At 60.9% G+C, this 24,716-nt stretch carries 28 protein-coding genes; 14 read left to right on the forward strand and 14 right to left on the reverse strand.

Annotated elements, in window-relative coordinates; all coding sequences use genetic code 11:
* The first annotated feature begins 80 nt into the window (after nt 1–80).
* Both MHH62_RS17840 and MHH62_RS17845 read left to right on the forward strand, forming a co-directional pair.
* A complete protein-coding gene (locus MHH62_RS17840; protein WP_032902792.1) occupies nt 81–1,139 on the forward strand; it encodes a diguanylate cyclase in 1,059 nt (352 codons plus the stop codon).
* A gap of 263 nt (nt 1,140–1,402) precedes the next feature.
* Nucleotides 1,403–2,722, forward strand: coding sequence for a PAS domain-containing methyl-accepting chemotaxis protein (locus MHH62_RS17845; protein WP_020303112.1), 1,320 nt, complete (start codon nt 1,403–1,405; stop codon nt 2,720–2,722).
* A gap of 25 nt (nt 2,723–2,747) precedes the next feature.
* Here the strand turns inward: MHH62_RS17845 and MHH62_RS17850 are convergent, their stop codons facing one another.
* Nucleotides 2,748–3,632 (reverse strand): LysR family transcriptional regulator, encoded by an 885-nt coding sequence (locus tag MHH62_RS17850; RefSeq protein ID WP_014719618.1) that lies wholly within the window; start codon nt 3,630–3,632, stop codon nt 2,748–2,750.
* 80 nt (nt 3,633–3,712) lie between these two features.
* Between MHH62_RS17850 and MHH62_RS17855 the strand changes: the two genes are divergently transcribed.
* Together MHH62_RS17855 and MHH62_RS17860 are read left to right on the forward strand one after the other, a co-directional pair.
* The gene (locus MHH62_RS17855) at nt 3,713–4,420 is read left to right on the forward strand and encodes a CTP synthase (RefSeq protein ID WP_020303113.1); all 708 of its coding nucleotides are present in this window, start codon (nt 3,713–3,715) and stop codon (nt 4,418–4,420) included.
* Nucleotides 4,417–4,737 carry an antibiotic biosynthesis monooxygenase gene (locus tag MHH62_RS17860; RefSeq protein ID WP_019819298.1) on the forward strand — a complete coding sequence of 107 codons (321 nt, stop codon included), beginning with the start codon at nt 4,417–4,419 and terminating at the stop codon, nt 4,735–4,737. Before MHH62_RS17855 ends, MHH62_RS17860 begins: the two co-directional genes overlap by 4 nt.
* A 130-nt stretch (nt 4,738–4,867) precedes the next feature.
* Here MHH62_RS17860 and MHH62_RS17865 read toward each other — a convergent pair whose 3' ends face one another.
* Nucleotides 4,868–5,191 (reverse strand): DUF2025 family protein, encoded by a 324-nt coding sequence (locus MHH62_RS17865; protein ID WP_014719621.1) that lies wholly within the window; start codon nt 5,189–5,191, stop codon nt 4,868–4,870.
* A 232-nt stretch (nt 5,192–5,423) separates the two neighbouring features.
* Here MHH62_RS17865 and MHH62_RS17870 point away from each other — a divergent pair, with 232 nt between their 5' ends.
* The 3 genes from MHH62_RS17870 (at nt 5,424) to MHH62_RS17880 (ending at nt 8,116) form a co-directional block, all read left to right on the forward strand.
* The gene (locus MHH62_RS17870) at nt 5,424–6,551 is read left to right on the forward strand and encodes a glycerophosphodiester phosphodiesterase (protein WP_339231539.1); all 1,128 of its coding nucleotides are present in this window, start codon (nt 5,424–5,426) and stop codon (nt 6,549–6,551) included.
* Between the two features lie 94 nt (nt 6,552–6,645).
* Nucleotides 6,646–6,951: a PepSY domain-containing protein gene (locus MHH62_RS17875; RefSeq protein WP_014719623.1), complete on the forward strand. Its 306-nt coding sequence runs from the start codon at nt 6,646–6,648 to the stop codon at nt 6,949–6,951.
* Nucleotides 6,952–7,096: 145 nt separating this feature from the next.
* Nucleotides 7,097–8,116, forward strand: a complete 1,020-nt coding sequence (locus MHH62_RS17880) for a transporter (RefSeq protein WP_014719624.1) — start codon at nt 7,097–7,099, stop codon at nt 8,114–8,116.
* A 291-nt stretch (nt 8,117–8,407) separates the two neighbouring features.
* Here the strand turns inward: MHH62_RS17880 and MHH62_RS17885 are convergent, their stop codons facing one another.
* The 3 genes from MHH62_RS17885 to MHH62_RS17895 are packed head-to-tail and all read right to left on the reverse strand — an operon-like array spanning nt 8,408 to nt 11,072.
* On the reverse strand, nt 8,408–9,382 hold the full coding sequence (locus tag MHH62_RS17885; protein WP_014719625.1) for a biotin-dependent carboxyltransferase family protein: 975 nt from the start codon (nt 9,380–9,382) through the stop codon (nt 8,408–8,410).
* Nucleotides 9,379–10,257: an allophanate hydrolase subunit 1 gene (locus MHH62_RS17890; protein ID WP_336827234.1), complete on the reverse strand. Its 879-nt coding sequence runs from the start codon at nt 10,255–10,257 to the stop codon at nt 9,379–9,381. Before MHH62_RS17890 ends, MHH62_RS17885 begins: the two co-directional genes overlap by 4 nt.
* Nucleotides 10,258–10,313: 56 nt before the next feature.
* Nucleotides 10,314–11,072, reverse strand: coding sequence for a 5-oxoprolinase subunit PxpA (locus MHH62_RS17895; protein ID WP_339231542.1), 759 nt, complete (start codon nt 11,070–11,072; stop codon nt 10,314–10,316).
* A gap of 249 nt (nt 11,073–11,321) precedes the next feature.
* Between MHH62_RS17895 and MHH62_RS17900 the strand changes: the two genes are divergently transcribed.
* Complete coding sequence (locus MHH62_RS17900) at nt 11,322–12,239, forward strand: LysR family transcriptional regulator (RefSeq protein WP_014719628.1); 918 nt, start codon at nt 11,322–11,324, stop codon at nt 12,237–12,239.
* On the opposite strand, the gene MHH62_RS17905 is transcribed toward MHH62_RS17900, so the two are convergent.
* Nucleotides 12,236–13,132, reverse strand: coding sequence for a LysR family transcriptional regulator (locus MHH62_RS17905; RefSeq protein ID WP_339231545.1), 897 nt, complete (start codon nt 13,130–13,132; stop codon nt 12,236–12,238). The genes MHH62_RS17900 and MHH62_RS17905 overlap by 4 nt on opposite strands.
* A 106-nt stretch (nt 13,133–13,238) precedes the next feature.
* On the opposite strand from MHH62_RS17905, the gene MHH62_RS17910 reads away from it, so the two are divergent.
* Nucleotides 13,239–13,997: an SDR family oxidoreductase gene (locus tag MHH62_RS17910; RefSeq protein WP_014719630.1), complete on the forward strand. Its 759-nt coding sequence runs from the start codon at nt 13,239–13,241 to the stop codon at nt 13,995–13,997.
* Between the two features lie 11 nt (nt 13,998–14,008).
* Here MHH62_RS17910 and MHH62_RS17915 read toward each other — a convergent pair whose 3' ends face one another.
* Nucleotides 14,009–14,446, reverse strand: a complete 438-nt coding sequence (locus tag MHH62_RS17915; RefSeq protein ID WP_014719631.1) for a multidrug/biocide efflux PACE transporter — start codon at nt 14,444–14,446, stop codon at nt 14,009–14,011.
* A gap of 88 nt (nt 14,447–14,534) precedes the next feature.
* On the opposite strand from MHH62_RS17915, the gene MHH62_RS17920 reads away from it, so the two are divergent.
* Nucleotides 14,535–15,389, forward strand: coding sequence for a LysR family transcriptional regulator (locus tag MHH62_RS17920; protein WP_019819309.1), 855 nt, complete (start codon nt 14,535–14,537; stop codon nt 15,387–15,389).
* Between the two features lie 109 nt (nt 15,390–15,498).
* Here the strand turns inward: MHH62_RS17920 and MHH62_RS17925 are convergent, their stop codons facing one another.
* The 4 genes from MHH62_RS17925 to MHH62_RS17940 are packed head-to-tail and all read right to left on the reverse strand — an operon-like array spanning nt 15,499 to nt 18,024.
* The gene (locus tag MHH62_RS17925) at nt 15,499–16,710 is read right to left on the reverse strand and encodes an RNA polymerase sigma factor (protein ID WP_103452392.1); all 1,212 of its coding nucleotides are present in this window, start codon (nt 16,708–16,710) and stop codon (nt 15,499–15,501) included.
* Complete coding sequence (locus tag MHH62_RS17930; RefSeq protein WP_020303118.1) at nt 16,707–17,183, reverse strand: SRPBCC family protein; 477 nt, start codon at nt 17,181–17,183, stop codon at nt 16,707–16,709. Before MHH62_RS17930 ends, MHH62_RS17925 begins: the two co-directional genes overlap by 4 nt.
* Nucleotides 17,184–17,208: 25 nt before the next feature.
* A complete protein-coding gene (locus tag MHH62_RS17935) occupies nt 17,209–17,562 on the reverse strand; it encodes a YciI family protein (protein WP_014719635.1) in 354 nt (117 codons plus the stop codon).
* Between the two features lie 42 nt (nt 17,563–17,604).
* On the reverse strand, nt 17,605–18,024 hold the full coding sequence (locus MHH62_RS17940) for a nuclear transport factor 2 family protein (protein WP_019819316.1): 420 nt from the start codon (nt 18,022–18,024) through the stop codon (nt 17,605–17,607).
* Between the two features lie 145 nt (nt 18,025–18,169).
* On the opposite strand from MHH62_RS17940, the gene MHH62_RS17945 reads away from it, so the two are divergent.
* Nucleotides 18,170–18,661, forward strand: coding sequence for a GNAT family N-acetyltransferase (locus MHH62_RS17945; protein ID WP_339231548.1), 492 nt, complete (start codon nt 18,170–18,172; stop codon nt 18,659–18,661).
* Between the two features lie 66 nt (nt 18,662–18,727).
* Here the strand turns inward: MHH62_RS17945 and MHH62_RS17950 are convergent, their stop codons facing one another.
* Nucleotides 18,728–19,210, reverse strand: coding sequence for a GyrI-like domain-containing protein (locus MHH62_RS17950; RefSeq protein WP_122300716.1), 483 nt, complete (start codon nt 19,208–19,210; stop codon nt 18,728–18,730).
* 195 nt (nt 19,211–19,405) lie between these two features.
* Between MHH62_RS17950 and alaC the strand changes: the two genes are divergently transcribed.
* Nucleotides 19,406–20,617, forward strand: coding sequence for an alanine transaminase (gene alaC, locus MHH62_RS17955; RefSeq protein ID WP_019819319.1), 1,212 nt, complete (start codon nt 19,406–19,408; stop codon nt 20,615–20,617).
* Nucleotides 20,618–20,770: 153 nt separating this feature from the next.
* On the opposite strand, the gene MHH62_RS17960 is transcribed toward alaC, so the two are convergent.
* Together MHH62_RS17960 and MHH62_RS17965 are read right to left on the reverse strand one after the other, a co-directional pair.
* Nucleotides 20,771–22,123, reverse strand: coding sequence for a GntP family permease (locus tag MHH62_RS17960; RefSeq protein ID WP_014719640.1), 1,353 nt, complete (start codon nt 22,121–22,123; stop codon nt 20,771–20,773).
* Between the two features lie 84 nt (nt 22,124–22,207).
* Nucleotides 22,208–22,741 carry a gluconokinase gene (locus tag MHH62_RS17965; protein WP_103452534.1) on the reverse strand — a complete coding sequence of 178 codons (534 nt, stop codon included), beginning with the start codon at nt 22,739–22,741 and terminating at the stop codon, nt 22,208–22,210.
* A 225-nt stretch (nt 22,742–22,966) separates the two neighbouring features.
* On the opposite strand from MHH62_RS17965, the gene MHH62_RS17970 reads away from it, so the two are divergent.
* Both MHH62_RS17970 and MHH62_RS17975 read left to right on the forward strand, forming a co-directional pair.
* A complete protein-coding gene (locus MHH62_RS17970) occupies nt 22,967–23,998 on the forward strand; it encodes a LacI family DNA-binding transcriptional regulator (protein WP_161793224.1) in 1,032 nt (343 codons plus the stop codon).
* Between the two features lie 391 nt (nt 23,999–24,389).
* The gene (locus tag MHH62_RS17975; protein WP_014719643.1) at nt 24,390–24,629 is read left to right on the forward strand and encodes a DUF6124 family protein; all 240 of its coding nucleotides are present in this window, start codon (nt 24,390–24,392) and stop codon (nt 24,627–24,629) included.
* Nucleotides 24,630–24,716 lie beyond the last annotated feature (87 nt).

The raw sequence follows: 24,716 nt of genomic DNA on the forward strand, positions 1-24,716 counted from the left end.
ATCCACCTTTCTTATCCGACCACCGGCTCTGCCCGCTGACGCGTGCTGTTGCACCCGCAAAAAAGTTGACCCAGGACACTATGGAAAACAGACGAGGCAAAGGGCTTTCATTTGCCAGGCGTATCTACACGCCAAGGATTATCGGCCTGGGTATCGGTAGCATCAGCGTAATCGGGGCTTTGTATCCCTTGTCGATGCCCGGTTGGGTCTGGGCGTTGCTGCTGTTCAACGGCATTGCCTGGCCGCATGTGGCGTACCTGATTTCCACTCACTCGCCATTTCCCTACCAGGCCGAACAACGCAACCTGCTGTATGACTCAGTGCTGGGCGGATTCTGGGCCGCGGCCACTCAGTTTTCGCCACTGACAGCGGTGACTATTCTGTCGATGATGGCCATGAACAACGTCGCAGCCGGTGGCAAACGCCTGTTCCTGCGCGGGTTGCTGGCACAGGCGGCCGGTATCGCGGTGGCCTGGGGCCTGTTCGGCATCAAGTTCGACCCCAGCGTCAGCCTCACCGAGGTCTACACCTGCCTGCCGATGCTGACGCTCTACCCGATGGCCATCGGCATGGTCTGTTACCAGTTGGCGATCAAACTGTCGCAACACAAACGCGCCCTCAGCGCCCTGAGCCGCATCGACAGCCTCACCGGCCTGCTCAACCATGGTTCCTGGAAAGACCTGCTGAACCTCAAGTTTCACAAGTGCCAACAGCAACACGGCCAAGCGACCATTGCTTTGATCGATATCGACCACTTCAAGCACATCAATGACGTTCATGGCCACACCGTGGGTGACGCGGTGCTGCGCCAGTTGAGCCAAGCGCTGCGCGAACACTTGCGCGAAGAAGACCTGGCCGGCCGCTATGGCGGCGATGAGTTCTGTGTGATGCTTCCGAAAATGCCCCTGCAAGCCGCTGCGCAGGTAATGGAGCATCTACGCGAAACCTTCAGTCACTATCGGCATCCGCAAATCCCAGACCTGCGCGTCAGCCTGAGCATTGGCCTGGCGGATTTCCACCCGTCCTTCAAGGACGCGGTCATGTGGCTCGATGCTGCGGATCGCGCGTTGTACACCGCCAAAAACAGCGGCCGCAACCGCGTCAAGATCAGCGAATGCACGGTCGTTCATTCAGCCTGAGTTGTCTGATGACACCTCGTCCGAATCTTGCTCCGCCCACCTGCTGCAATAGCATAATGCCGCCATTGGTCGCCTGGCCAAAATAGTCCTGCCTGACGAGCGAACTTCCAGGCCGATTGATCACTCTGAGACCGTTGTTCTACCCCCCTCTGTCAGCACCAGGAAGCTGGCAATGAGCAAGTCAACCGTAAGGCCAGGGGCCCTACGGGGTCAGGCGCAAATACATGGACCCCGCATACGCTTGCATGCCCGAGCCCTCCACCATGCTATTTCACGCTCACAAGAAAACCATCAGTACCCTGCAACACAGCCTTGCCCAACAGACCAGCCTGCTGGACGCCATCGAGCGCTCCATGGCCGTGATCGAATTCGACCTGCAAGGTACCGTGCTGCGCGCCAATGACAACTTCTTCAAGACCATGGGCTACCGCGCCGAACAGATTCTGGGCCAGCCCCATCGGATGTTCTGTACCCCGGCGTTCGCCCGCAGCGCGGACTACAACCAGTTATGGACGCACCTGCGCAACGGCCAATTCCAGTCGGGCACCTTTGAACGAGTAGGCGGCAACGGCGCCTCGGTGTGGCTGGAAGCCAGCTATAACCCGGTACGGGATGAAGCGGGGAATGTAATCAAAGTGGTGAAATACGCCATGGACGTCACCCCGCGCCTGCAAGCCGAGAGCGAAGCCAACGCCAAGCTTGCAGCCATCGACCGCGCCATGGCGATGATCGAGTTCAACCTCGACGGCACCATCATCACCGCCAACGGCAATTTCCTGCAGCGCATGGGCTACAGCCTGGCGCAGATCCAGGGCAAGCATCACCGCCTGTTTTGCACGGCCGAACTGGCCAACAGTGCGGCCTACAGCGAGTTCTGGAAGCGCTTGAACCAGGGCGAGCTGTTCAATGGCCAGTTCGAGCGGGTGGATAAACACGGCCAGGTCGTGTGGCTGGAAGCCAACTACAACCCGGTCTACGACGCCAGCGGGCGCTTGTGCAAAGTGGTGAAGTTCGCCTCGGACGTCACCGCCCGCGTGCTACAGCATGCCGCTGACGCACAGAGCGCCGCCCAGGCTTATCACCTGTCGTTGAACACCCAGGAGATGGCGGAAAAAGGCGCTGAGGTGATTCAGAAGACCGCCAGCGGCATGCGTGAAATTGCCGTGGATATCGACACCTCTTCGCAACTGATCGCCAAGCTGGGCGAACGCTCGCAACAGATCACCGCCATCGTCAACACCATTCGCGGCATTGCCGACCAGACCAACCTGCTGGCCCTCAACGCCGCCATCGAAGCCGCCCGCGCCGGCGAGCAGGGACGTGGCTTTGCCGTGGTGGCCGATGAAGTGCGGCAACTGGCCGCGCGCACCAGCGGCTCCACCGCGGAAATCTCCGGCATGATCGCCATGATCCAGGACGAAACCCGCCAAGCCATCGACAGCATGGACGCCACCCGCGACCGCGCTGCCCAGGGTGTGGAACTGGCCAACCAGGCCGGCACGGTGATCCTGCAGATTCGCGAAGGTACCGGCGAGGCGGTACAAGCGGTAAGCGCGTTTGCCAATGAGCGGGGCAATCGCTGAACCCTTGGCGCTGGCTGTCTGAGGGTTAACTTCGCAGCCAGCGCACATGCCGCCCCAACTCATCAAACAGCGTCACCACCGAGCGCAACGCCCGACAATCAGGCCGCGTCAACAACCACAACGCCGTATCGTGCCCTGCCAGCGCAGGGCCCAGCGGTTGCACGCCATTCCCGACTAGAAAATCCGGCAGCGCCGCTACGCCCAACCCTGCGCGCACTAATTCGGCCACCGACTGCATGCTGTTGCACCGATAACGGAGACGCACGCCCGGCAAATACTCACGGCGCCAGGCGACGGTGGGGTGATCGGGTAAAAAATCGTCCGGCGCGATCCAGGCCAGATCGGCCCACTCATGGTCTGGGTGCAGGCGCGCATAGTCGGCACTGGCACACACCTGATACGCCACCGCCCCCAGGCAACGTCCGACAAGATGCTCCGGCGGCGCCGTGGTCAGGCGCAGGGCGATATCCGCATCGCGGCGGCTGAGGTTGGCGAAGTCATTGGAGGTGCTCAGTTCCAGGGTCAACGCCGGGTAGGCCGGCATGAACTGCGCGAGGGCCGGCAACAGCAAGCCTTGCAACACTGAGTCGGTGCAGGTCAGGCGCACGGTGCCGCTGATCACTTCACCGCCCTGTTCCACGCCAATGCGCGCCGCCTCCAGCGCCTGCTCGGCACGCTCGGCCTGTTGGGCCAGGTTGCTCGCCAGGCTGGTGGGCAAATAACCGGCACGGCTTTTTTCAAACAGGGTTTGGCCCAGCGCCGCCTCCAGCCGCCGCACCGCACGGAACACCGTGGATACATCGACCCGCAGCAGCGCCGCCGCCCGCGCCAGGGTACCGCCGCGCACCAGGGCCAGGACCAATGACAGGTCGGCGTAGTCGATTTGATAGTGCGTAGCTGCATTGAACATATGGGCAAACGCCAATATTGATTGCGTGAACGCCAATCTATAGTGGGTATCAACCCACCACAAGCCATGGGACGTACACGATGCCAACCCCCGCGCTGCACCTTGCCCTGATCGGTGACTACAACCCTGATGTGACCGCCCACCAAGCCATTCCCATGGCCCTGCAACAGGCCGCCGACGCTCTGGGCCTGAGCGTCCACGTGCAATGGCTGGCCACCGACACCCTTACCTCCACTTCTGCCCTGAGCGACTTCGACGGCTTCTGGTGCGTGCCCGGCAGCCCCTATCGCGACGTCGACGGCGCCCTGCGCGCGATACGTTTTGCCCGCGAACAAGGTCGCCCTTTCCTCGGTACCTGCGGCGGTTTTCAACATGCCGTGCTGGAATATGCCCGCCATGTGCTCGGCTGGGCCGATGCCCAGCACGGCGAATTAATGCCCGATACTGAGCGCGCCGTCATCACGCCGCTGGACTGCTCCCTGGTGGAAGTGAACGACACCGTGCGCCTGGCCGCGTACACGCGCATTGCCCAGGCCTACGGCAGCCTGGACATCCACGAGGGTTACCGTTGCCGCTACGGCATCAACCCCACCTTTGCCGACGCCCTGCTGGACGCCAACCTGATTCCCACCGGCCACGATTCGGCGGGCGATCTGCGCGCGGTGGAACTGCTCGACCACCCGTTCTTCGTCGCCACCCTGTTCCAGCCTGAACGCGCCGCACTCAAGGGCATCACGCCGCCGCTGGTGATTGCGCTGCTCAAGGCCTGCCAGGAGGTATCGGCATGATTGCCAAAACACCCGCCCCACCTTATTACGCGGTAATTTTCAGCTCGCTGCGCACCGACGCCGACCGGGGTTATGGCGAGGCCGCCACGCGCATGCTGGAACTGGCCAGGCAACAACCGGGGTTTCTTGGGGTGGAATCGGCGCGGGAGGATGGGCTGGGGATCACCGTGTCCTACTGGGCCAGCGAGGCGGCGATCCTGGCCTGGAAACAACAGGCTGAGCATCGGCAGGTGCGCGAGCAAGGGCGGGCCACTTGGTATGCGGCGTTTCACACGCGGGTGTGCAAGGTAGAGCGGGCCTACACCTTCTCCACTTGAATCACCGAACCCGGTGGGAGCTGGCTTGCCTGCGATGCAGACACCTCGGTGATGCAGTGAAACCGCAGTGAGACTATCGCAGGCAAGCCAGCTCCCACATTTGTTCGTCATCGTTAGCAATCGCGGACGCTCAGCTCACCAAACTGCGCAACGCGCTGATCTGCGGGATCTCTACCCGGCGCATATACACACGCAGCGGCTCGGTGATGTTGATGCGCTCGTCGATATTCTGGTCGAGCAACAACTGCAGGCGCGCTCGGCACAGGGTCATGGTGTGGTCGGCGGCCGGCAGCCAGACGAACTCGGCCGTGGGGATGATGCCGTCATCGGCCACGTCCATGCCGAATGAGTCTTCGCTGAATCGTACGATGTACTGGCCGGTCTTGCGGTTGAGGCCGACAAAACCCTGGAGTTGGTCGGCGGCCTGGCAGATAAGCTCGGAAGTGATGCGCATGGTAAACCTCACTGAAAAGTCCCACAGGGACTGGAAAGATGGTTTACACGCGTGGCAGAAAATACCGCCCTCTGGCGGGGCAGCTACCCGTAAGAATACTGCAACACCCTGCAAAAAAGTCGACAAAATTGGCCGGTGCGCACGTTAATGTCGGTTTGGTGATAGCGCCGTTCGCAATCAATTGTTAAAAAGGACACCTTCTCAAAGTTACCTCCACGAAAGGACTTCGCATATGCCTGTCACGTTTTCCAAAAGCGCCTTGCTGCTGGCGTTGATGCTCGGCCTTGGCCAGGCACAGGCTGCCGAGCCGGTCAGCCCGGCCGAATTGGCGACAAACGAAGGCATTCCCTACCCTGCCGTGATCGCTCACCGTGGTGCTTCCTACGATGCGCCTGAATCCACCGCCGCTGCCTACAAGGTTGCACGCGACCTGGGCGCCGACTACCTGGAACTGGACCTGCAACGTAGCAAGGACGGCGTGCTGTTCGCCCTGCACGACAACAACCTGCAGCGCACCACCGACGTCGCCACCAAGTTCCCCGAGCGCAAAGACGCGCCTGCCAACGAGTTCACCTGGAAAGAACTGCAAACCCTCGACGCCGGCAGCTGGTTCAACGCCGCCTACCCGGACCGCGCGCGCCCTGGTTTCGTTGGCCTGAAAATCCTGAGCCTGGACGACATCATCAAGATCGCCGAAGGCAACCCCTCGCACAAACCCGGCCTGTACATCGAGACCAAGGAGCCCAAGCAGTTCCCCGGTATCGAAGCCGACCTGAAAAACAAGCTGCTCGACAAAGGCTGGCTGAGCTCCGCCGGCTCCAAACTGGGCAAGAGCAATACCGGTGTCGGCCAAGGCAAGGGCCGCGTGGTGCTGCAAACCTTCGAAACCGCCAGCCTCAAAGAGCTGCAGAAGGAAATGCCCAACACTCCGAAAATCCTGCTGTTGTGGGTGGGTGAAGGCAGCATCGAGCCCAAATCCAAAGTGACCTTCGCCGAGTCTGGCGAATCCACCAAGGCCGCCTACTACGCCAAGCAAGAGCCTAAAGACGCTGCCGAATTCGAAAAATGGGTTGATGAAGCCAAAAGCCTCGGCGCCATCGGCACCGGCCCGTCGGCCGAGCTGACCGACCACGGCGACCAGAGCTACACCAACCTGGTGAAGCCTGAAATGAACAAGCTGACCCACGACAAGGGCCTGCTGGTGCATGTGTATACGGTGGATGAGCCGGTGGACTTCGAGAAAGTGATGAAGGCCGGCGTCGATGGCATTTTCACCAACCGCGCCGCCGAGCTGTTGAAGTTCTACAAGCGCTGGCCGTCGTCCAGCGTGCAAGACCTGCTCAACGACCATAAGTACTAAAAGCGTTAGTGTCAGTGAGCCATTAAGGATGAGTTAAGTTGCGCCGGTTAATCTGGCGCCACTTAAACAGCTCAACCTAAGAAGGACACACACCATGAAAACCTTGACTGCCCTGTTCGCTGCTACTGCCCTGACCTTGACTGCCGGCCTGGCCCAGGCTGATGTCCGTCCGGACCAGATTCCTAGCCTGCTCAAGTCCGGTGAAGTGATGGCGTTCGAAAAGCTTAACGCCGCCGCCGTCGCCCAACATGCCGGCGCGACCATCAACGATACCGAGTTGGATCACGAAGCTGGCAAGCTGGTCTACGAAGTGGACCTGACCGACACCACCGGCAAGAAATGGGATGTGAAGCTCGACGCCAAGACCGGTGCCGTGCTGGAAAACAAGCAAGACACCTGAGTTGAACCTTGAAAAAACGCGCCACCTTCGGGTGGCGCGTTTTTTTATGCGCGCCTCAAACCGTCACATAACCGTCATACCGCCTTGCAATGATTCGCTCAGGAACCTGTGAAACGTCCTACAGGCCCTTTCTCTGCGAGTCGCCATGAACCACAGCATCGACCACGGCCATCAAGATTCCGATCTGTTTGGCCTGCTTTACGGTTTTCGTTTTCGCCCCGGCGAGAAAGGCCAACAAATTGATTCCGCCACCGCCCTCGCCGCCTTACAGCACCCGCCAGACCCGGACGAATTCCTGTGGCTGCACCTGAACCTGGCGCACGCCGCCTGCGAGCGCTGGATGCAGGCGCATTTGTCGCTGCCGGAAGAGTTTTTTGAAGCCTTGCATGAGGGCTCACGCTCCACGCGCATCGAGCATGTGGACTCGGCCTTGTTGGCAGTGGTCAACGATGTGGTGTTCAACTTCAGCAGCATGGTGTCGTCGGATATTTCCACGCTATGGGTGTGCGCTCGCAGCCGCTTGTTGGTGAGCGCGCGCCTGCAGCCTTTGCACTCGGTGGATAAATTGCGCTCGTCGGTGAAGGCCGGCGAACACTTTCGCTCCCCCTTGGAGCTGTTGGTGCACCTGCTGCGCGACCAGGGCGAAGTGCTGACGCAGATCGTGCGCAAGACCAGTATCAGCGTCGACCATATCGAAGATCAGCTGTTGTCTTCGCGCCTGTCCACCAACCGCGCCGAACTGGGTGCCGCCCGCCGCGTGCTGGTGCGCCTGCAACGCCTGCTGGCGCTGGAACCGGGCTCGCTGCTGCGCCTGCTCAATCGCCCGCCGCAATGGCTGCAAAAGGAAGACGTGAAGGAGTTACGCAAATCCACCGAGGAGTTTGCGCTGATCATCAACGACCTGACCGCCTTGGGCGAACGCATCAAGCTGTTGCAGGAAGAGATCGCCGCCAACCTCAATGAACAGAGCAACCGCACGCTGTTTACCCTCACGGTGGTGACGGTGCTGGCGCTGCCGATCAATATCATTGCCGGCTTTTTTGGCATGAATGTGGGTGGGGTGCCGCTTTCCCAGGATCCGGAAGGCTTCTGGATACTGGTGGCCTTGGTCGCAACCTTCACCCTGATCGCTGGACGGTGGGCATTCCGCAAATTCTCAAATTGAAATAAGCCCCAACTGTGGAAGCTGGCTTGCCTGCGATTGCGGTGTATCAGCCAAGACAATGCAAGCTGACCCACCGCTATCGCCGGCAAGCCAGCTCCCACAGGGTTTTGCGTTTATTCAGTGTTTGAAGCGTCCAGCCACTGATCGCCGGGCATTGCGCACATTCTCAAATTGAAATGAGCCCAACTGTGGGAGCTGGCTTGCCTGCGATTGCGGTGTATCAGCCAACACAATGCAAGCTGGCCCACCGCTATCGCAGGCAAGCCAGCTCCCACAGCAGTTTGCGTTTATTCAGTGATTGAAGAGTCCCGTCATCGCTTTGAGGCGCTTCTTGTACACCCGCCGCGCCTCCAAAGCCTCCTCGAGGCTCACCGCCACAAACCCCGCTCGCTGGTTGGGCTGCATCTGCCCGATCAAGTCCAGGTCGGCGCTGATCACCGTGCCAATCATCGCGTAGCCACCGCCCGACACCGCATCGCGGTGCAACACAATCGGCTCCAGCCCCGCCGGTACTTGAATCGAGCCAATCGGGTAGCAACTGTCCACGATGTTGGAAGGATCGGAGCCCGCGCCAAACGGCTGTTCCCGTGGCTGGAAGCTCAACGCGCTGCCGCCCTTGAAGCGGTAGCCGATGCGATCGGCCTCGGAGCCCACCGTCCACGGCTCGGCAAAAAAGCTGCTTTTGGCCTCGTCAGTCAAGCGCTCGTAATACAGCCCCGGCACTACCCGCAACGTCACATCGCCGCCGACCGAACGCCGCAACGCCATCGGCAAGCTGTTGCCCGCACGCCCCATACCGCTGGCGGTACCGATCGGCAATTGATCGCCCTCCTGCAAGCGTCGGCCGTTAAACCCGCCGAGGGCGCCGAGTGTGTAGGTGGAGCGGCTGCCGAGCACCAACGGCACGTCGATACCGCCGGCGACGGCGAGGTAGGTGCGTGCGCCGGCCTTGGGAAACTCGAACCGCAGCACCTGCCCGGCGCGCACGGCAAAGGCGGTGTCCTGGTGCACCACTTCACCGTCCAGGCGCGGCGACATCAAGGCGCCGCTCAAGGCCACCAGCGCGTCCTGCTGGAACTCCAGCTCCGGCCCGATCAGCGTGCATTCCAGGCCCGCCGCGCCCACAGGATTGCCCACCAGGTGGTTGGCCGCACTCAACGCGTATTGGTCCAGCGCCCCCGACGGCGGGATGCCCAAGTGGTAATAACCTTCGCGGCCCAGGTCCTGCACGGAGGTGGCGAGGCCAGGTTTGAGGACCTTGATCATGCCAGCGCCTCCTGCAGGGTTTTCGGGTAGCCGATGGGGTCGGCGAGAAAGGCATCCAGGGAAAACTCCACCGGGCGGATGCGCAGGTCGAAACGACCGGCGTCCACCTCGGCGACCGCCAGGTCATAAGCCTCGCGGTCCATCGGCTTGAACTGCACGATATCGCCAGGGCGGAAGAACACCATGTGCTCCTTGAAGTACGCCAACTGCTGCGCCGGGTCGTAGATCGGTGCCGGGGTAACGCCGAACATCTGGTAACCGCCCGCGCCACGCACCGAGTAGATACAGCCAAAGCAGCCGCCATGGCCCAGGGTCAGTTTCGGCGTGTCGGTGCGTGGGCGCAGGTATTTGGGCACCTGCAATTGCCGCTCGCGTTCGACCATCTGGAACATGAACGGCAAGCCCGCGACAAAGCCGACCATCGACACAAACCACGGCGCGCCACTGTGGGCGGCGATGAACGCGTCCACGTCGGCCAGGCCATTGATGCGTGCCGCGTATTCCAGGTCTGTGCCGCTGGGGTCTTGGTGGCGGTCACGAAAACGCATCAGGGTTTCGTGGGTCCAGGGGTCGTTATAGAGCACCGGGATTTCGATGATGCGCGTGCGCAAGGTGCGTTCGGCCACGGCCTGGGCTTCGGCGCTTTGCACGGCGTCGAGCAGCGCCTGAGGGGCGATGCGGTCAGGGTCGAAGCGAATCTGGAACGATGCGTTGGCCAGGCAGACATCCAATACGCCTTCCAGTGCCAGGCGCTCCACGGCGCGGGTCACCGCCATGCCCTTGAAAAAAGCCTCCAGGGACATGCTGTTGCTGACCTCGGCAAACAGGTGTTCATCACCGCCGAAGCTGTAGCGGATGGGGGACGTTTCAGCCATGTCTGTTCCTCTTGGAATCATTGTAGAAAGGCAGGCAAAAAAGTAAGGGTTGGCTCTTATTGGGGAGGTCTGACGTCGATACCCGCCTGGTCCAGGGCTTCACGGGTGGCCCCCACCAGCTCCAGGGCGCCAGGGGTGTCGCTGTGCAGGCAGATGGAATCGAATTCGATCGCCAGGTCTTCGCCTTCGACGGTACGTACCAGGCCGGTCTGACACGCACGCAAGACGCGCGCGGCCACTGTGGCGGGGTCCAGCGCCCGCACATTGCGGGTAAACACGATGGAACCGCTGAGGTCGTATTCACGGTCGGCATAAAACTCGCGCACCACCGGCTGCCCCAGTTCCTTGGCAATGCGCCAGATCACCGAGTTGGGCATGCAGTACAGCATCAGCGTGGGCTCGATGATTTGCAGGTTTTGCACCAACAGCCGGGCGGCCTCTTCATCGCGGGCCAGGTGCATGTAGAGCGCGCCGTGAGGCTTGATATGTTGCAAGGTCACGCCTTGGGCGCGGGCCATTTCACGCAAGGCACCGAGCTGGTAGAGCATGTCGTCCACCAGTTCCTGGGCCGGTGCGTTGATATGCCGACGACCGAAACCCACCAGGTCACGAAAGCCTGGGTGCGCGCCAATCGCCACACCTAGTTGCTTGGCGCGCTCGACGGTGCGGCGCATGGTGCCTGGGTCGCCGGCGTGAAAGCCGGTGGCGATATTGGCCGAGCTGATATAGGCCATCAGCTCTGCGTCGACGCCGTCGCCGATGGTCCAGGGGCCAAAGCCTTCGCCCATGTCTGAATTGAAATCCACTGCCTGCATCGAGGTCGCTCCGCCAAAGGTGATGCCCGCAAAGTAGGCCGTGGCTTGACCCCTTGGGAAGATCTATTATCAGATGGCCCATCTTCTGAAAATCAGATAGCTTTTTATCCTCGACCCCCGATCGTTCCCACGCTCTGCGTGGGAATGCAGCCATGGACGCTCTGCGTCCGCACTTGAGACCGTGACGCGCAGCGTCACAAGAGGCATTCCCACGCAGAGCGTGGGAACGATCAATAAGCAGAGTGCGATATGTCTTTAACCTTGCGCCAGGTTCGCTATTTCGTCGCCACTGCGGAAATCGGCCAGATTTCCCAGGCAGCAATTCACCTGAATATTTCCCAATCGGCGGTGACCACAGCGATCAAGGAGCTGGAAGCCATGCTCGGCGTGCAGTTGTTCGTGCGCTCGGCCCAAGGCATGAACCTCACCGACGCGGGGCGGCATTTTCTCAACCGTGCCTATGTGATTGTGCGCAGCGTGGAGGATGCCCTCAACAGCCCGTTGCCGGACTACCGCGCCAGCGGCGTGCTGCGGGTGGCGGCCAGCTACACCGTGCTGGGTTATTTCCTGCCGCACCATTTACAGCGCATGGAGCATTGGCATCCGGACGTGACCATCGAGGTGTTCGAACAGGAGCGCCAGGCCATCGAACAGGGCCTGCTCGACGGCCAGTTCGACATGGCTGTGGTGCTCACTGCCAACCTCACCCACGCGGATATCGTCTCGGAAATTCTATTCAACTCCGAACGCCGCCTGTGGCTGCCCAGCCATCACCCATTGTGCGAACGCGGTGCCGTGAGCCTGGCCGACGTGGCCCAAGAACCCTACATCTTGCTCACCGTCGATGAAGCCGAACACAGCGCCATGCGCTACTGGGAACAGGCCGGGCAAACGCCCAAGGTGCGGCTGCGCACCAGCTCGGTGGAGGCGGTGCGCAGCATGGTTGCCAATGGCAGCGGCGTGGCGATCCTGTCAGACCTGGTGCACCGGCCCTGGTCCCTGGAAGGCAAACGCATCGAAACCCTGACCGTGACCGACCCGGTCACACCCATGAGCGTCGGCCTGGCCTGGCACCGCGAGCGCGCGTTTACCCCCGCGATGCAAGCGTTCCGGGATTACTTCCACGACGCGTTCCTGGCGCCCCAGCAGTTGTCGGCACGCCGTTAAAGATGAGCTTGCAGGGTGGCGGTCAACCAGTCCATGAACACCCGCACCCGCAACGGCAGATGCCGCTGGCCGGCGTACAGCAACGACACATCCAAGGGCGGCGCCTGGTAGTCGGGCAGCACCGCCACCAACTCGCCGCTGGCCAATAAGTCGCGTATGCCGAGCTGCGGCACCTGGGTGATGCCAAACCCGCCCAGGCACGCCGATTGATAGGCGTCGGTGCTGTTGACCGTCACCCGGCCTGCCATCGCCAGCCGCTGCACCTTGTTGCCCACCAGGTATTCGAACCCGGCCGAGCGTGCGCCCAGCGGCCGCACGTAATGCACCAACTGATGATGCGCCAGGTCTGCCAGGGTTTCGGGCACGCCATACCGTTGCAGGTACGCCGCGCTCGCGCAGTTGACCATCGGCATGCTGCACACCCGCCGCGCTACCACAGTTTGATCGGGCTGGGCGCCGACGCGCACCACGCAATCAAAACCTTCGGCGATCAGGTCCACCTGGCGGTCCGAACAGCTGATTTCCATGTCGATCAGCGGATGGCGCGCCATGAACGTGGGCAAGTTCGGCAAGATCACGCCCCGCGCCATGACATTGGGCATGTCCACCCGTATGCGTCCGGCCAATTGGGTTTCGTCCTGACGGAACAAACCTTCCAACTCTTCCATGTGCGCCAGTAGATCCTTGCTGCGCTCATACAACACACGACCATCCTGGGTCGCCTGCACCTTGCGCGTGGTGCGTTGCAACAGCCGAGCGCCGAGCAACTCCTCCAACGCCTGCACATGCTCAGAGACCGTAGAGCGCGGCAAGCCCAGGCTTTGGCCGGCCTGGGTAAAGCTCGACAACTCAGTAACGCGTACGAAGGTGCGCAGCAGCTCAAGCTTGTTCATTAGATTGTTCGCCTTATCCGGCCAGTGATTTCGATATCAGCCTGTTTATCACGTTATAGCCGGACAAATACACTCAGTCCCACTCACCCCATTCGAGGACTGCACCATGACCCGTAAAATCGCACTCATCACTGGCGCTAGCCGTGGCCTGGGCAAAAGCGCCGCCCTGCACCTGGCTGCGCAAGGCATCGACATCATCGGCACTTACCACAGCGCAGCGGCCGAAGCCCAAGCCGTGGTTGCCCAGGTAGAGGCCTTGGGCGGTCGCGCCGCCATGCTGCAACTGGACGTCAGCCAGAGCGCAACCTTCGATGCATTCGTTGGCCAGATCGGCACACTGCTCAAGGATGTGTTCGCCCAGGAGCATTTCAACTTCCTGATCAACAACGCCGGGGTTGGCACCTACGCAAGCTTTGCCGAAACCACCGAAGCCCAGTTCGACCAGTTGGTGGCGATCCATGTGAAGGCACCGTTTTTCCTCACGCAGAAACTGCTGCCGCTGATCAGCGATGGCGGGCGCATCATCAATATCTCCAGCGGCCTGGCGCGCTTCAGCCTGCCGGGGTATGCCGCCTACGCGTCCATGAAAGGCGCGGTGGAAGTCTTGTCGCGCTACCAAGCTAAAGAACTGGGCCCACGGGGTATTACCGTGAACACCCTAGCACCGGGCGCGATTGCCACCGACTTCGGCGGCGGCGCGGTGCGCGATAACACCGATGTGAATGCGATGGTTGCCAATAACACCGCCCTGGGCCGCGTAGGCTTGCCGGACGACATTGGCGGGGCGATTTCGACCTTGCTGGCCGATGGCAGTCATTGGATCACCGGCCAGCGGATCGAGGCGTCGGGCGGGATGTTCCTATAAGCGACGCACGCCTACGGGGTAACTGGGGTTTTACCGGCGAATTTCTCGCGCAGCACGTCATAACCCCAGTGGTACACGTAGGTGTACGGCAGGAAGAACAACAACACGCCAATGTCGAGGATGAAGGCTTCCAACAGGCTGATCTTCATCAAGGCGGCAATCAACGGCACTGCCAAGAGGATCAGGCCGCCTTCAAACAGCAGCGCATGCAGCACACGGGTCCAACCACCGTTGGCCAGTTGCAGGCGATTTTTAAGGCGGTCGAACAGGCTGTTGAACACCACGTTCCAGCTCAGTGCCAACAGGCTGATGCCCAGGGTCACTGCGCCCATCTCCAGCGCTGGCCGGCCGGTGATCCACACCAACAGCGGCGTGCAAATCAATAAGGCCAACCCCTCGAAACCAAGGGCTTGAAAAACGCGTTCAGTAAGGGATTTGGTAGGGGTCATGGCCCGGCTCCGTGAGTGACGATGGTTGCCATGATCAGGCTTTGTCTCGATACTTCATAACCAATAACCATCGATCAAGGCGATAGTCATGGCCTCCCATGAAGTGCTTCAGGCGTTTGTCCAGGCTGCCACCCAAGGCTCGTTTTCCGCGGCGGCGCGCAAGCTGGGCAAAAGCCAGTCCACCGTGAGCGCGGCAGTGGCCAGCCTTGAGATTGACCTGAACGTGGTGCTGTTTGACCGCAGCAGCCGCAAGCCGACCCTCACACCGGCGGGGCAAGTGTTGCTGCAACGGGCTGAGCAAGTGCTGGAAGCCAGTAGCCGCCTGGAGCTGGCAGCCAGTCAGTTATCGCAAGGCCTGGAGCCGAAGTTGAGTCTCGCCATGTCCGATACTTATCAGTCTGATCGATTCGAGGTCGCTCTCAGCGCCTTCGAACAACGCTACCCAGACCTTGAGCTGGAATGCCTGATCGCGGAATGCGAAGACTTGATCGCACTGGTGCAAAGTGGCCGGGCGCAGATCGCGTTTATCGAGAAACAAGAAGCCTACCCGCCGGACCTGACGTTCTCCCCCGTGGAAGAGCGCACGGAGATCGCGCTGTTCGTCTCGCCCAGACACCCATTGGCAACCCTGGACAAGGTTCACTCGCACACCTTGCAACAACACCGGGAGTTGCGCTTGGCGAGCATCATCAGCCCCAATGAAAACCGCGGCACGCAACGTGTGTGGTCGGCGCCGAGTTACCTGATGCTGATGGAAATGGCACAGCTGGGTTTTGGTTGGGCACCGATACCGCGCTGGCTGGTGGAGCGTTTTGGCGGCAACCAGTTGGTTGAACTCAAGGTGCGCAGTTGGCCGCGTTCGGTGGCGGTGGATGCGCTGTGGTCCCGGCACCAGCCGCCGGGGCCTGCGGGGAGCTGGTTGCTGGGCAAGATGCTGGAGTGAACGCAGTGCAATGTAGAGGGGGCCGTTAGAGAGACGTTGGCTGTCAGGCCATCATCGCAGGCAAGCCAGCGCCCACATTGGATCGCGGGGCGTCATAACATCGTGTTGGCTATTTGAGTTCGGCGAGGCGTCGCGTGATGAAGCGTTTTTCTGGCGCCTGTTGCGTCAGCGACAGCGCTTTTTCGTACGCGCTGCGAGCTTCGTCAAACCGCCCCAACTGCCGGCAAAATTCCCCACGCGCCGAATGCGCCAAGTGATAGTCCTGCAACTCACCGCGCTGCAAAAGGTTGTCTACCAGCGCCAGCCCCGCCAAAGGCCCCTGCTCCATCGCCACCGCTACCGCACGGTTCAACTCGATCACCGGCGACGGCACAGCCCTGAGCAATACATCATAGAGCCCGACAATCTGCCGCCAATCGGTTTCCCCTGCGCTGGGCGCCTCGGCGTGCACGGCGGCAATCGCAGCCTGCAAGCAATACGGCCCGAAGCGTGGCGTCATCAGCGCCTGCTCCACCAATGCGCAGCCTTCAGCGATCAAGGCCCTGTCCCAAAGCGTACGATCCTGAGCGTCCAACAGCACCAGTTCGCCGCTGGCAGAAGTGCGGGCAGGCCGACGCGACTCGTGCAGCAACATTAACGCCAGCAAGCCCATGACTTCCGGCTCGGGCAGCAACTCCAGCAGCAAACGCCCCAGGCGAATGGCCTCCAAGGTCAGGTCCTCGCGGGTGAGGTCGGCACCCGCTGAGGCCGAATAGCCCTCGTTGAACACCAGGTAAATCACCCGCAGCACACTGTCCAATCGTTCGGGCAATTCGGCGCGGGACGGCACTTGATAGGGAATTCTCGCCTCACGGATCTTGCCCTTGGCGCGCACGATGCGTTGGGCAATGGTGGTGGGCGTGGCTAGAAAAGCGTGAGCGATGGCCTCGGTGCTCAGGTCGCAGATCTCGCGCAAGGTCAGCGCAACCTGGGCATCGGCTGCCAACGCTGGGTGGCAGCAAGTGAACATCAGGCGCAGGCGGTCGTCTTCCACGTCTTCATCACTCCAAGGCGCGGCCTCCAACGCCTCGGCCTGCTCTTCCAATAACGGGGTAAAACGCGACTGCCGACGCAGGCGGTCGATGGCTTTGAAGCGACCGGTGGACACCAGCCACGCCCGTGGATTATCCGGCACGCCATCCTCGGGCCAGCGCTGCAGGGCGACGAAAAATGCTTCGTGCAGCGCCTCCTCGGCCAGGTCGAAATCCCCTAGCACACGAATCAACGTCGCGAGCACGCGGCGTGATTCGCGGCGGTAAATAGCGTCGATCTGCTGGGTCAATCGACCATGTCCTCGGTCACCAACTTCACCAGGCGGTCCAGGCTCTGGCCCCAGCCGTCATGAAAGCCCATGGCTTCGTGGGCCTGCTTGTCCTCGGCACTCCAGTGCATGGCGCGGGCGGTGTAGAGCGTCTTGCCGCCGACATCTTCAAAGGTGACTTCGGCGCTCATGAACGGCTTGCCCGAAGGCACCCAACCCGGCATGAACGCGTCGGTAAACACCAGGCGGTTGGGCGCGTCGATCTCCAGGAACACGCCTTGGGTCGGGTACTCGCTGCCATCCGGGGCGCGCATCAAGGTGCGGAACAAGCCGCCGACCCACAGGTTCATCTCGCATTCAGGGGTGGTCATGCCGTGGGGGCCCCACCATTGTTGCAGCAGGGTTGGCTCGGTCCAGGCGCGAAACACCCGGCGGCGCGGCGCATCGATCAAGCGGCTGATGGACAGTTCAAATTCGGCGGGTTGAATGTTCACGGGGCAACCTCCTCAAGTCTTTTGATTATTGTGTTGAGAGATTCAATTGGCGCACGGGGCGCACTTCCACACTGCCGACCCGGGCTGCCGGAATGCCGCCAGCCACCTGGAGCGCTTCATTGAGGTCCTTGGCGTCGATCAGGTAGAACCCGGCGAGCTGCTCCTTGGTTTCGGCAAAAGGCCCGTCGGTGATCGACAGCTTGCCGTTGCGCATGCGCACGGTGGTGGCGGTGGTCACTGACTCCAGCGGCTCGGCGGCCAGCATGCGCCCGCTGGCCTGGATGGACTCGGCGTAGGCCAGACATTCCGAGTCGTGGGGGCTGTCGGGCGAGGTGTGCAACGCCTGTTCGTCGCTGTAGATCAAGCACAGGTATTTCATGGCGTTCTCCGTTTTCGGACTACTGACTATAGTTCGCAGTGCTCAAGGTTTCAGGTCGAACAACGCCGTGCCGCTTTGCATATCAAACGGTGCCGACCAGTGCTCGTGCACCACCTTCCATTGGCCATCGATACGCTGGTAGCCGGCAGTCACGCGCATCCAGCAGGCCTTTACCTCGCCGTCCGGCCCGGCGCCGCCGCAGTGGGCCAGCCAGTGGGCGAATGCGCTGTCTGGCGCATCGACGACATGCAATTCATGAAACTCGAAGATGCCGGGGCCGGGGCAGTGCTCCATGCACGCCTCCCAATGCGCGCGGTAGGCCGCCTTGCCCTTGAATTGCAGAGCGGTTACGGCGTCGAACGAGACGATATCGTCGGCGTAAAAGCTGACAATTTTGTCGATATCGCGACTGACGACGGCGTCTTTCCATTGCTCGATCAGGCGCTTGATTGCAGTGCTCATGGCGATGACTCCTTGGGGTGGAAAATCACGGAAGACACCCTTAGTCGAATGGCCCGAAGGGAAATCGACATCCCCCTGAAAAATAATTTCCCGTAGCCCAAACCCGATAAACTGCCACTTCTCTTGCAGCCGTTCGGACAGCCCCATGCCAACCCGCCTCGTTGCCTATGAGGCGCTGAATGCTGTGCAACAACAGCAAGTCGGCGCCATCGAAGTTCACCCTGAACAACTGCCGTTTTGCGGTGATATGTATTGCGCCCTCAATACCCTGCTCGCCAACCCGAGCCCTGGGGTCAAGGGCTTTGCGCTGTTGGTCGACGACCTTCCTGTGGCGTTCTTGCTGCTCAAGCGACCACCGTGCCTGCCTCATTGGGCCGATGAACACAGCGCCACACTCCACGCGCTACAGGTAGACCAGCATCAACAGGGGCGTGGATACGGCAAGATGTGTTTGCAGGCGTTGCCCGCCGTGGCGCGCGAGGCCTGGCCGCAGATCAAGGGGTTGGAGTTGTCGGTGGATGCCCACAACCTGGCGGCAATGGGGTTGTATCTGGGGGCAGGATGGGTGGATCGCGGTGAGGCGTACAAGGGTCGCGTAGGGTATGAGCGCCGGTTGAGCTTCAGGTTTAATCCATAGCGGCAATGTCACGTAAACATGACTTTTAAGCGTGCATGTCGTGTTTACGTGACATCGGGTGCAGTGTCAGCCCCGCTCCCCGATCGGCAGCCAGATTTCCACCGTCCCCGTGCCCTTCCTGGCATCGAAGTCCGCGCTATAGCGCTCGAAATCCGCGCCCATGACTTTGTAGCCCGAGTGCGGCAGCCATTCGAACATGATGCGCTCGTAGGTTTGCTCAAGCGCCTGCACCGGCCCGTAGTGGGGGAACACGGCATAGTTGAGTGGCGGAATTTCGATCACCTCGAAATTGCTTGGCACGTCTTTCTTGGCCGGGACTTCAACACCTGCCAGGTAATCGAATTCGCCGTGATGCGGGTTATGGCACACCCCGTAGGTCACACCGCCGACGCGCTTCTTGATGTCCTTGATGCAGGTATCGAACAACTCCCACAGCCGTGGGATATCGCCCACGGTGGCCTTCGAATATCGCCCTTGTACCCCGGCGATCACCAGGGCCTTACCGGCTTCCAGGCGTGACTCCAACGGTTGTTTTGTCTGCTGATCCATACGAACAGTCTCCTTCTTATGAGGGAACAAACCCGCATCGAGTATAGGGGCATATCCGCGTTGTACTCCATGTAGAAAAATTTCCTACGCATCTGGACAACTGGCCATCATCGCCCTTATTGTCTGCCCCGCAGGCCACCGCAGTGGCCGACGTCGCTCGGACGGTTCCGGGCGCTTACGTACCTCGAGGCAACAATGGCAGACCAAGGTTCGCCGCGCCGCTTTGCGCGCATAGATCGACTCCCCCCTTACGTTTTCAATATCACTGCCGAGCTGAAGATGGCTGCGCGTCGGCGCGGCGAAGACATCATCGACTTGAGCATGGGTAACCCTGACGGCGCCACGCCTCCTCATATCGTGGAGAAAATGGTCACCGTCGCCCAGCGTGAAGACACCCACGGCTACTCCACCTCCAAAGGCATTCCGCGCCTGCGCCGGGCGATTTCGCGCTGGTACAAGGACCGTTACGCGGTGGATATCGACCCTGAGTCCGAAGCCATCGTGACCATCGGTTCCAAGGAAGGCCTGGCGCACTTGATGCTGGCCACCCTGGACCAGGGCGATACCGTGCTGGTGCCCAACCCCAGCTATCCAATTCATATCTACGGCGCAGTGATTGCAGGTGCCCAGGTACGTTCGGTGCCGCTGATACCGGGCGTGGATTTCTTCGCTGAGCTGGAGCGCGCGATTCGCGGCTCGATCCCCAAGCCGAAGATGATGATCCTCGGCTTCCCGTCCAACCCGACCGCGCAGTGTGTGGAACTGGACTTCTTCGAACGGGTGATCGCCCTGGCCAAGCAGTACGACGTGCTGGTGGTGCACGACCTGGCCTACGCCGACATCGTCTACGACGGCTGGAAAGCCCCCTCGATCATGCAAGTGCCCGGCGCCAAGGACATTGCGGTGGAGTTTTTCACCCTGTCCAAGAGCTACAACATGGCCGGCTGGCGCATCGGCTTCATGGTAGGCAACCCGGAACTGGTCAACGCCCTGGCACGCATCAAGAGCTACCACGACTACGGCACCTTCACCCCGCTGCAAGTGGCGGCGATTGCAGCGCTGGAAGGCGACCAACAGTGCGTGAAGGACATCGCTGAACAGTACCGCCAGCGTCGCAATGTGCTGGTCAAAGGCCTGCATGAGCTGGGCTGGATGGTGGAGAACCCGAAGGCGTCGATGTACGTCTGGGCCAAGATTCCCGAGCAGTATGCCGCCATGGGCTCGCTGGAGTTTGCCAAGAAACTGTTATTGGAAGCGAAGGTGTGTGTGTCGCCGGGGATCGGTTTTGGTGAGTATGGCGATGATCATGTGCGCTTTGCGCTGATCGAAAACCAGGACCGGATTCGCCAGGCCGTGCGCGGGATTCGCGGGATGTTCAGGGCGGATGGGTTGGTGACTAAAGCCTGACCTGATTTACCTGAAGAAACCCAATCAATGTGGGAGCTGGCTTGCCTGCGATGCAGACACCTCGGTGTTTCAGATGTACCGAGGTGATGCTATCGCAGGCAAGCCAGCTCCCACATTTTGATCGAGTTGCCGCCACTGCTTTTGTGGTGTGGCTTACACCACCAACGACAGCAACATGATGAAGATCAGCGCCACGATCGACAGAATGGTCTCCATCGCCGTCCAGGTCTTGAACGTCTCGGCCACGGTCATGTTGAAGTACTGCTTGACCAGCCAGAACCCCGCATCGTTGACGTGAGACAGGATCAACGAACCCGCGCCCGTCGCCAGTACCAGCAACTCGCGGTTAACCCCTGGGATCATGCCCACCACCGGCACCACAATGCCCGCGCCGGTAATGGTCGCAACCGTCGCCGAACCGGTGGCAATCCGAATCACCGCCGCCACCAGCCACGCCAGCAGGATCGGGTTGATCTGCGCGTTCACCGCCATATGGCCGATCACGTCGCCCACGCCGCTGGTCACCAGCATCTGCTTGAAGCCACCACCGGCACCGATGATCAGGATGATCGCGGCGGTCGGCGCAAGGCTGGCGTCGAGCAGCTTGAGGATCTGCTTGGAGTGGATGCCCTGACGATGGCCAAAGGTGTACAGCGACAACAGCAAAGCCAGCAACAGTGCGGTGATCGGGTGGCCGATCATGTCCATCCAGTTACGCACCACGTTGCCTTCAGCGAACGCGATGTCGGCAAAGGTTTTGAGTAGCATCAGGAACACCGGCAGCAGCACGGTGACCAGGGTGATGCTGAAGCTTGGCAGCGACTTGTTATCGGTCTCGCGGGCCAGTTGGTCCACCAGTTCCTGGGACGGGTTGCCCGGGATGTACTTGGCGATGAACGTACCGAAAATCGGGCCGGCGATGATGGCGGTCGGCAGCGCAACGATCAGACCGTACAGGATGGTCTTGCCGATATCGGCACCGAACACGCCGATGGCCAGCAGCGGGCCCGGGTGCGGTGGCACCAGACCGTGCACCGCCGACAAACCGGCCAGCAGCGGGATACCGATCTTGATCAACGACACGCCGGTACGCCGGGCGACAATAAACACCAGCGGGATCAGCAATACAAAGCCGATCTCGAAGAACAGCGGGATGCCCACCAGGAACGCGGCGAACATCATGGCCCACTGGACCTTCTCTTTGCCGAAGGCGCGGATCAGGGTCTGGGCGATCTGATCGGCACCGCCGGACTCGGCCATCATCTTGCCGAGCATCGTGCCCAGCGCGAGGATGATGCCGACAAAGCCGAGCACCCCGCCGAAGCCGTCCTGGAACGCCTTGATGATCTTGTCCACGGGCATACCCGAGGTCAGGCCGAGGAAACCGGCCGCGATGATCAGTGCAATGAACGGGTGCACCTTGAACTTGGTGATCAGTACGATCAACCCGATGATAGTGACTACTGCATCTAGCAGCAGGTAAGACTCGTGGGACATGCCAAACATGGGGGGTCTCTCCTGTTTGTTGTTGTTATTAAAGCGGGTGTTGAACTTCCTGCCGGGGATAGCGCTATCTTTTCCGGCAAAAAATTAATGAGTAGGTTCAAAGCCGTGCTTGCGCCACCAGGTATTGGTCTGCTCGGCCAGCTCCTCGACGCTGTCTTCACTGGCGTTCAAGGCCAGGGTCAGCGGCTCGCCCTTGGGCGATTCAAGGGTGGCGAACTGGCTATCGATCAGGCTTGCCGGCATGAAATGGCCGGGGCGGTGAGACACGCGGTCGGCGGCGACTTCGCGGGTCAGTTCCAGGAAGACAAAACCCAGGCCCGGCGCGGCTTCGCGCAAGTGGTCACGGTATTTTTTCTTCAGGGCCGAACAGGTCAGTACAGGATGCTCGCCCGCTTTCAACGCGCGGCGCAGTTCATCGCACAGGATGTCGAGCCAGCCGGCGCGGTCGTCGTCGTTGAGGGGGTGGCCGGCGCTCATCTTTTCGATGTTCGCGGCGGGGTGAAAGCTGTCGCCTTCAATGGCAGTGGCGCCGTTAAGGACGCACAGGGCTTGGCTGACGCTGGACTTGCCACAGCCGGAAACACCCATGATGACCAGGGCGGTAACAGGTTGACTCATGAAACACCTCAGGACGCAGATAGCGCTACCTTTGCATAGCGTAAGGCTAGTGCAAAAACAGGCTTTTCCCGCGCCGACTTGTCATTTTTATGGAGTGACGCGTGCATCCGTTCCAACAGATTGACTTCAAGAGCTGGACAGGATCAGGCAACCCTTTATCCAAGAATTTGCAGCCCTTTGGAGACAGCGCTACCTTAGTGCCTCGATTTTTGTTTGGCAAGCTGCCTGATGACCTCTAAGAACGATAAAAATACCCGCACGACGGGTCGCCCCACCTTGAACGAAGTCGCCCGCCTGGCTGGCGTCAGTCCGATTACCGCCTCCCGTGCTTTGCGCGGTATCAGCACGGTCGCCACGGAGCTGGTAGAAAAGGTGCAACAGGCCGCCGCCGAACTGAGCTACGTGGTCAACCCCGCCGCCCGCGCCCTGGCCTCGGCGCAGAGCCATTCGGTGGTGGTGCTGGTGCCGTCACTGTCCAACCTGCTGTTTATCGAAACCCTGGAAGCTATTCATCAGGTACTGCGGCCCAAGGGCTTTGAAGTACTGATCGGCAACTCCCATTATTCGCGCGATGAAGAAGAAGACCTGCTGCGCAACTACATGGCCTATCAGCCGCGAGGGTTGCTGCTGACCGGGTTTGACCGCACCGAAAGCGCGCGACGAATGGTCGAGGCCAGCAATGTGCCCTGTGTGTACATGATGGATCTGGACCCTAATGCCGGGGTGAACTGCGTGGGCTTCTCGCAACTGGCCGCTGGCGAGACCGCGGCGGCGCACTTGCTGTCCCGGGGGCGCAAGCGCCTGGCCTATATCGGCGCGCAGTTGGATCAGCGCACGTTGTTGCGCGGCGAAGGTTTCCGCCGCGCCTTGCAGCAGGCGGGCATGTACGACCCGGCGCTGGAGCTTTTGACACCACGCCCCTCCTCCGTGGGCCTGGGCGGCGAACTGTTCCTGCAATTGCTGGCAGCGCATCCGGATGTGGATGCGATCTTCTTCGGCAACGACGACCTGGCCCAGGGCGCCCTGCTCGAAGCCCTGCGCCATGGCATCAAGGTGCCTGAACGTGTGGCGGTGCTGGGCTTCAACGACCTGCCCGCTTCCTCATTCATGGTGCCGCGCCTGAGTAGCATCAGCACGCCACGGGAAGCCATCGGACGTCGGGCGGCGGAGCATTTGCTGACGATCATGGCGGGCAACAAGGTGGCCAAGCCAGTGGTGGATATGGGGTTTGAGTTGCAGGTGCGCGAGAGCACCTGAACGTCGAGCTGAACGCACACAATGTGGGAGCAGGCAAGCCAGCTCCCACCTTTTTCTACCGTGCCCACTTGATAGGTAGGACAGCCGTAGGAAGCGGCTTACATTGCAGTAAGCGCCTTGCTCCGCTGCCTACGCTTACGTCAGAATCCGCCGGCTTGTGCGCCTCGGTGGCGGTCTCTAAGGTTTGCCGGTCGCTGAATTTCTCGGTGATCGGGTTTAGTAGCCCGAGTTTGGTCACTCTAAGTGCATAAGCCTGCCCGCGTTAATGGCGGCTGTGCGTAGGGCACTTTCGGGTGCGCCGGCTTTGAGTGTCCACCGGTCTACTAACCTGCGTACAGCTGCCACCCTCGTTTAGTAGCGATACGGCGGCAGCCCATTCCAGGATGCTCTGATGATCAAAAAAATCGATCCGCCGCTAACCACCCTCTTCACGCTCATCCCCGATGTTTCCACTGAAACCCTGCTGGCCAACAGCTACGAAACCGTCTGCTCCGTCAGCACCTTACTGCTCGACCTGTCCGATGACCTCACCGGCAAACACCGTGATGTGGCCCTGGCCATTCATCAATTGAGCGAGCTGAGCGTATTGCTGGTGGGCAAGGCCATGGACCAGCACACACCACGCTGCTGAGGCAATCCACGATCCCTGTGGGAGCTGGCTTGCCTGCGATAGCGGCGTATCAGGCAGTACCTTCATTGACTGACACAGCGCTATCGC

Origin of the sequence: Pseudomonas sp. FSL L8-0168, from assembly GCF_037976155.1 — a bacterium.
Lineage (GTDB): Bacteria > Pseudomonadota > Gammaproteobacteria > Pseudomonadales > Pseudomonadaceae > Aquipseudomonas > Aquipseudomonas paracarnis.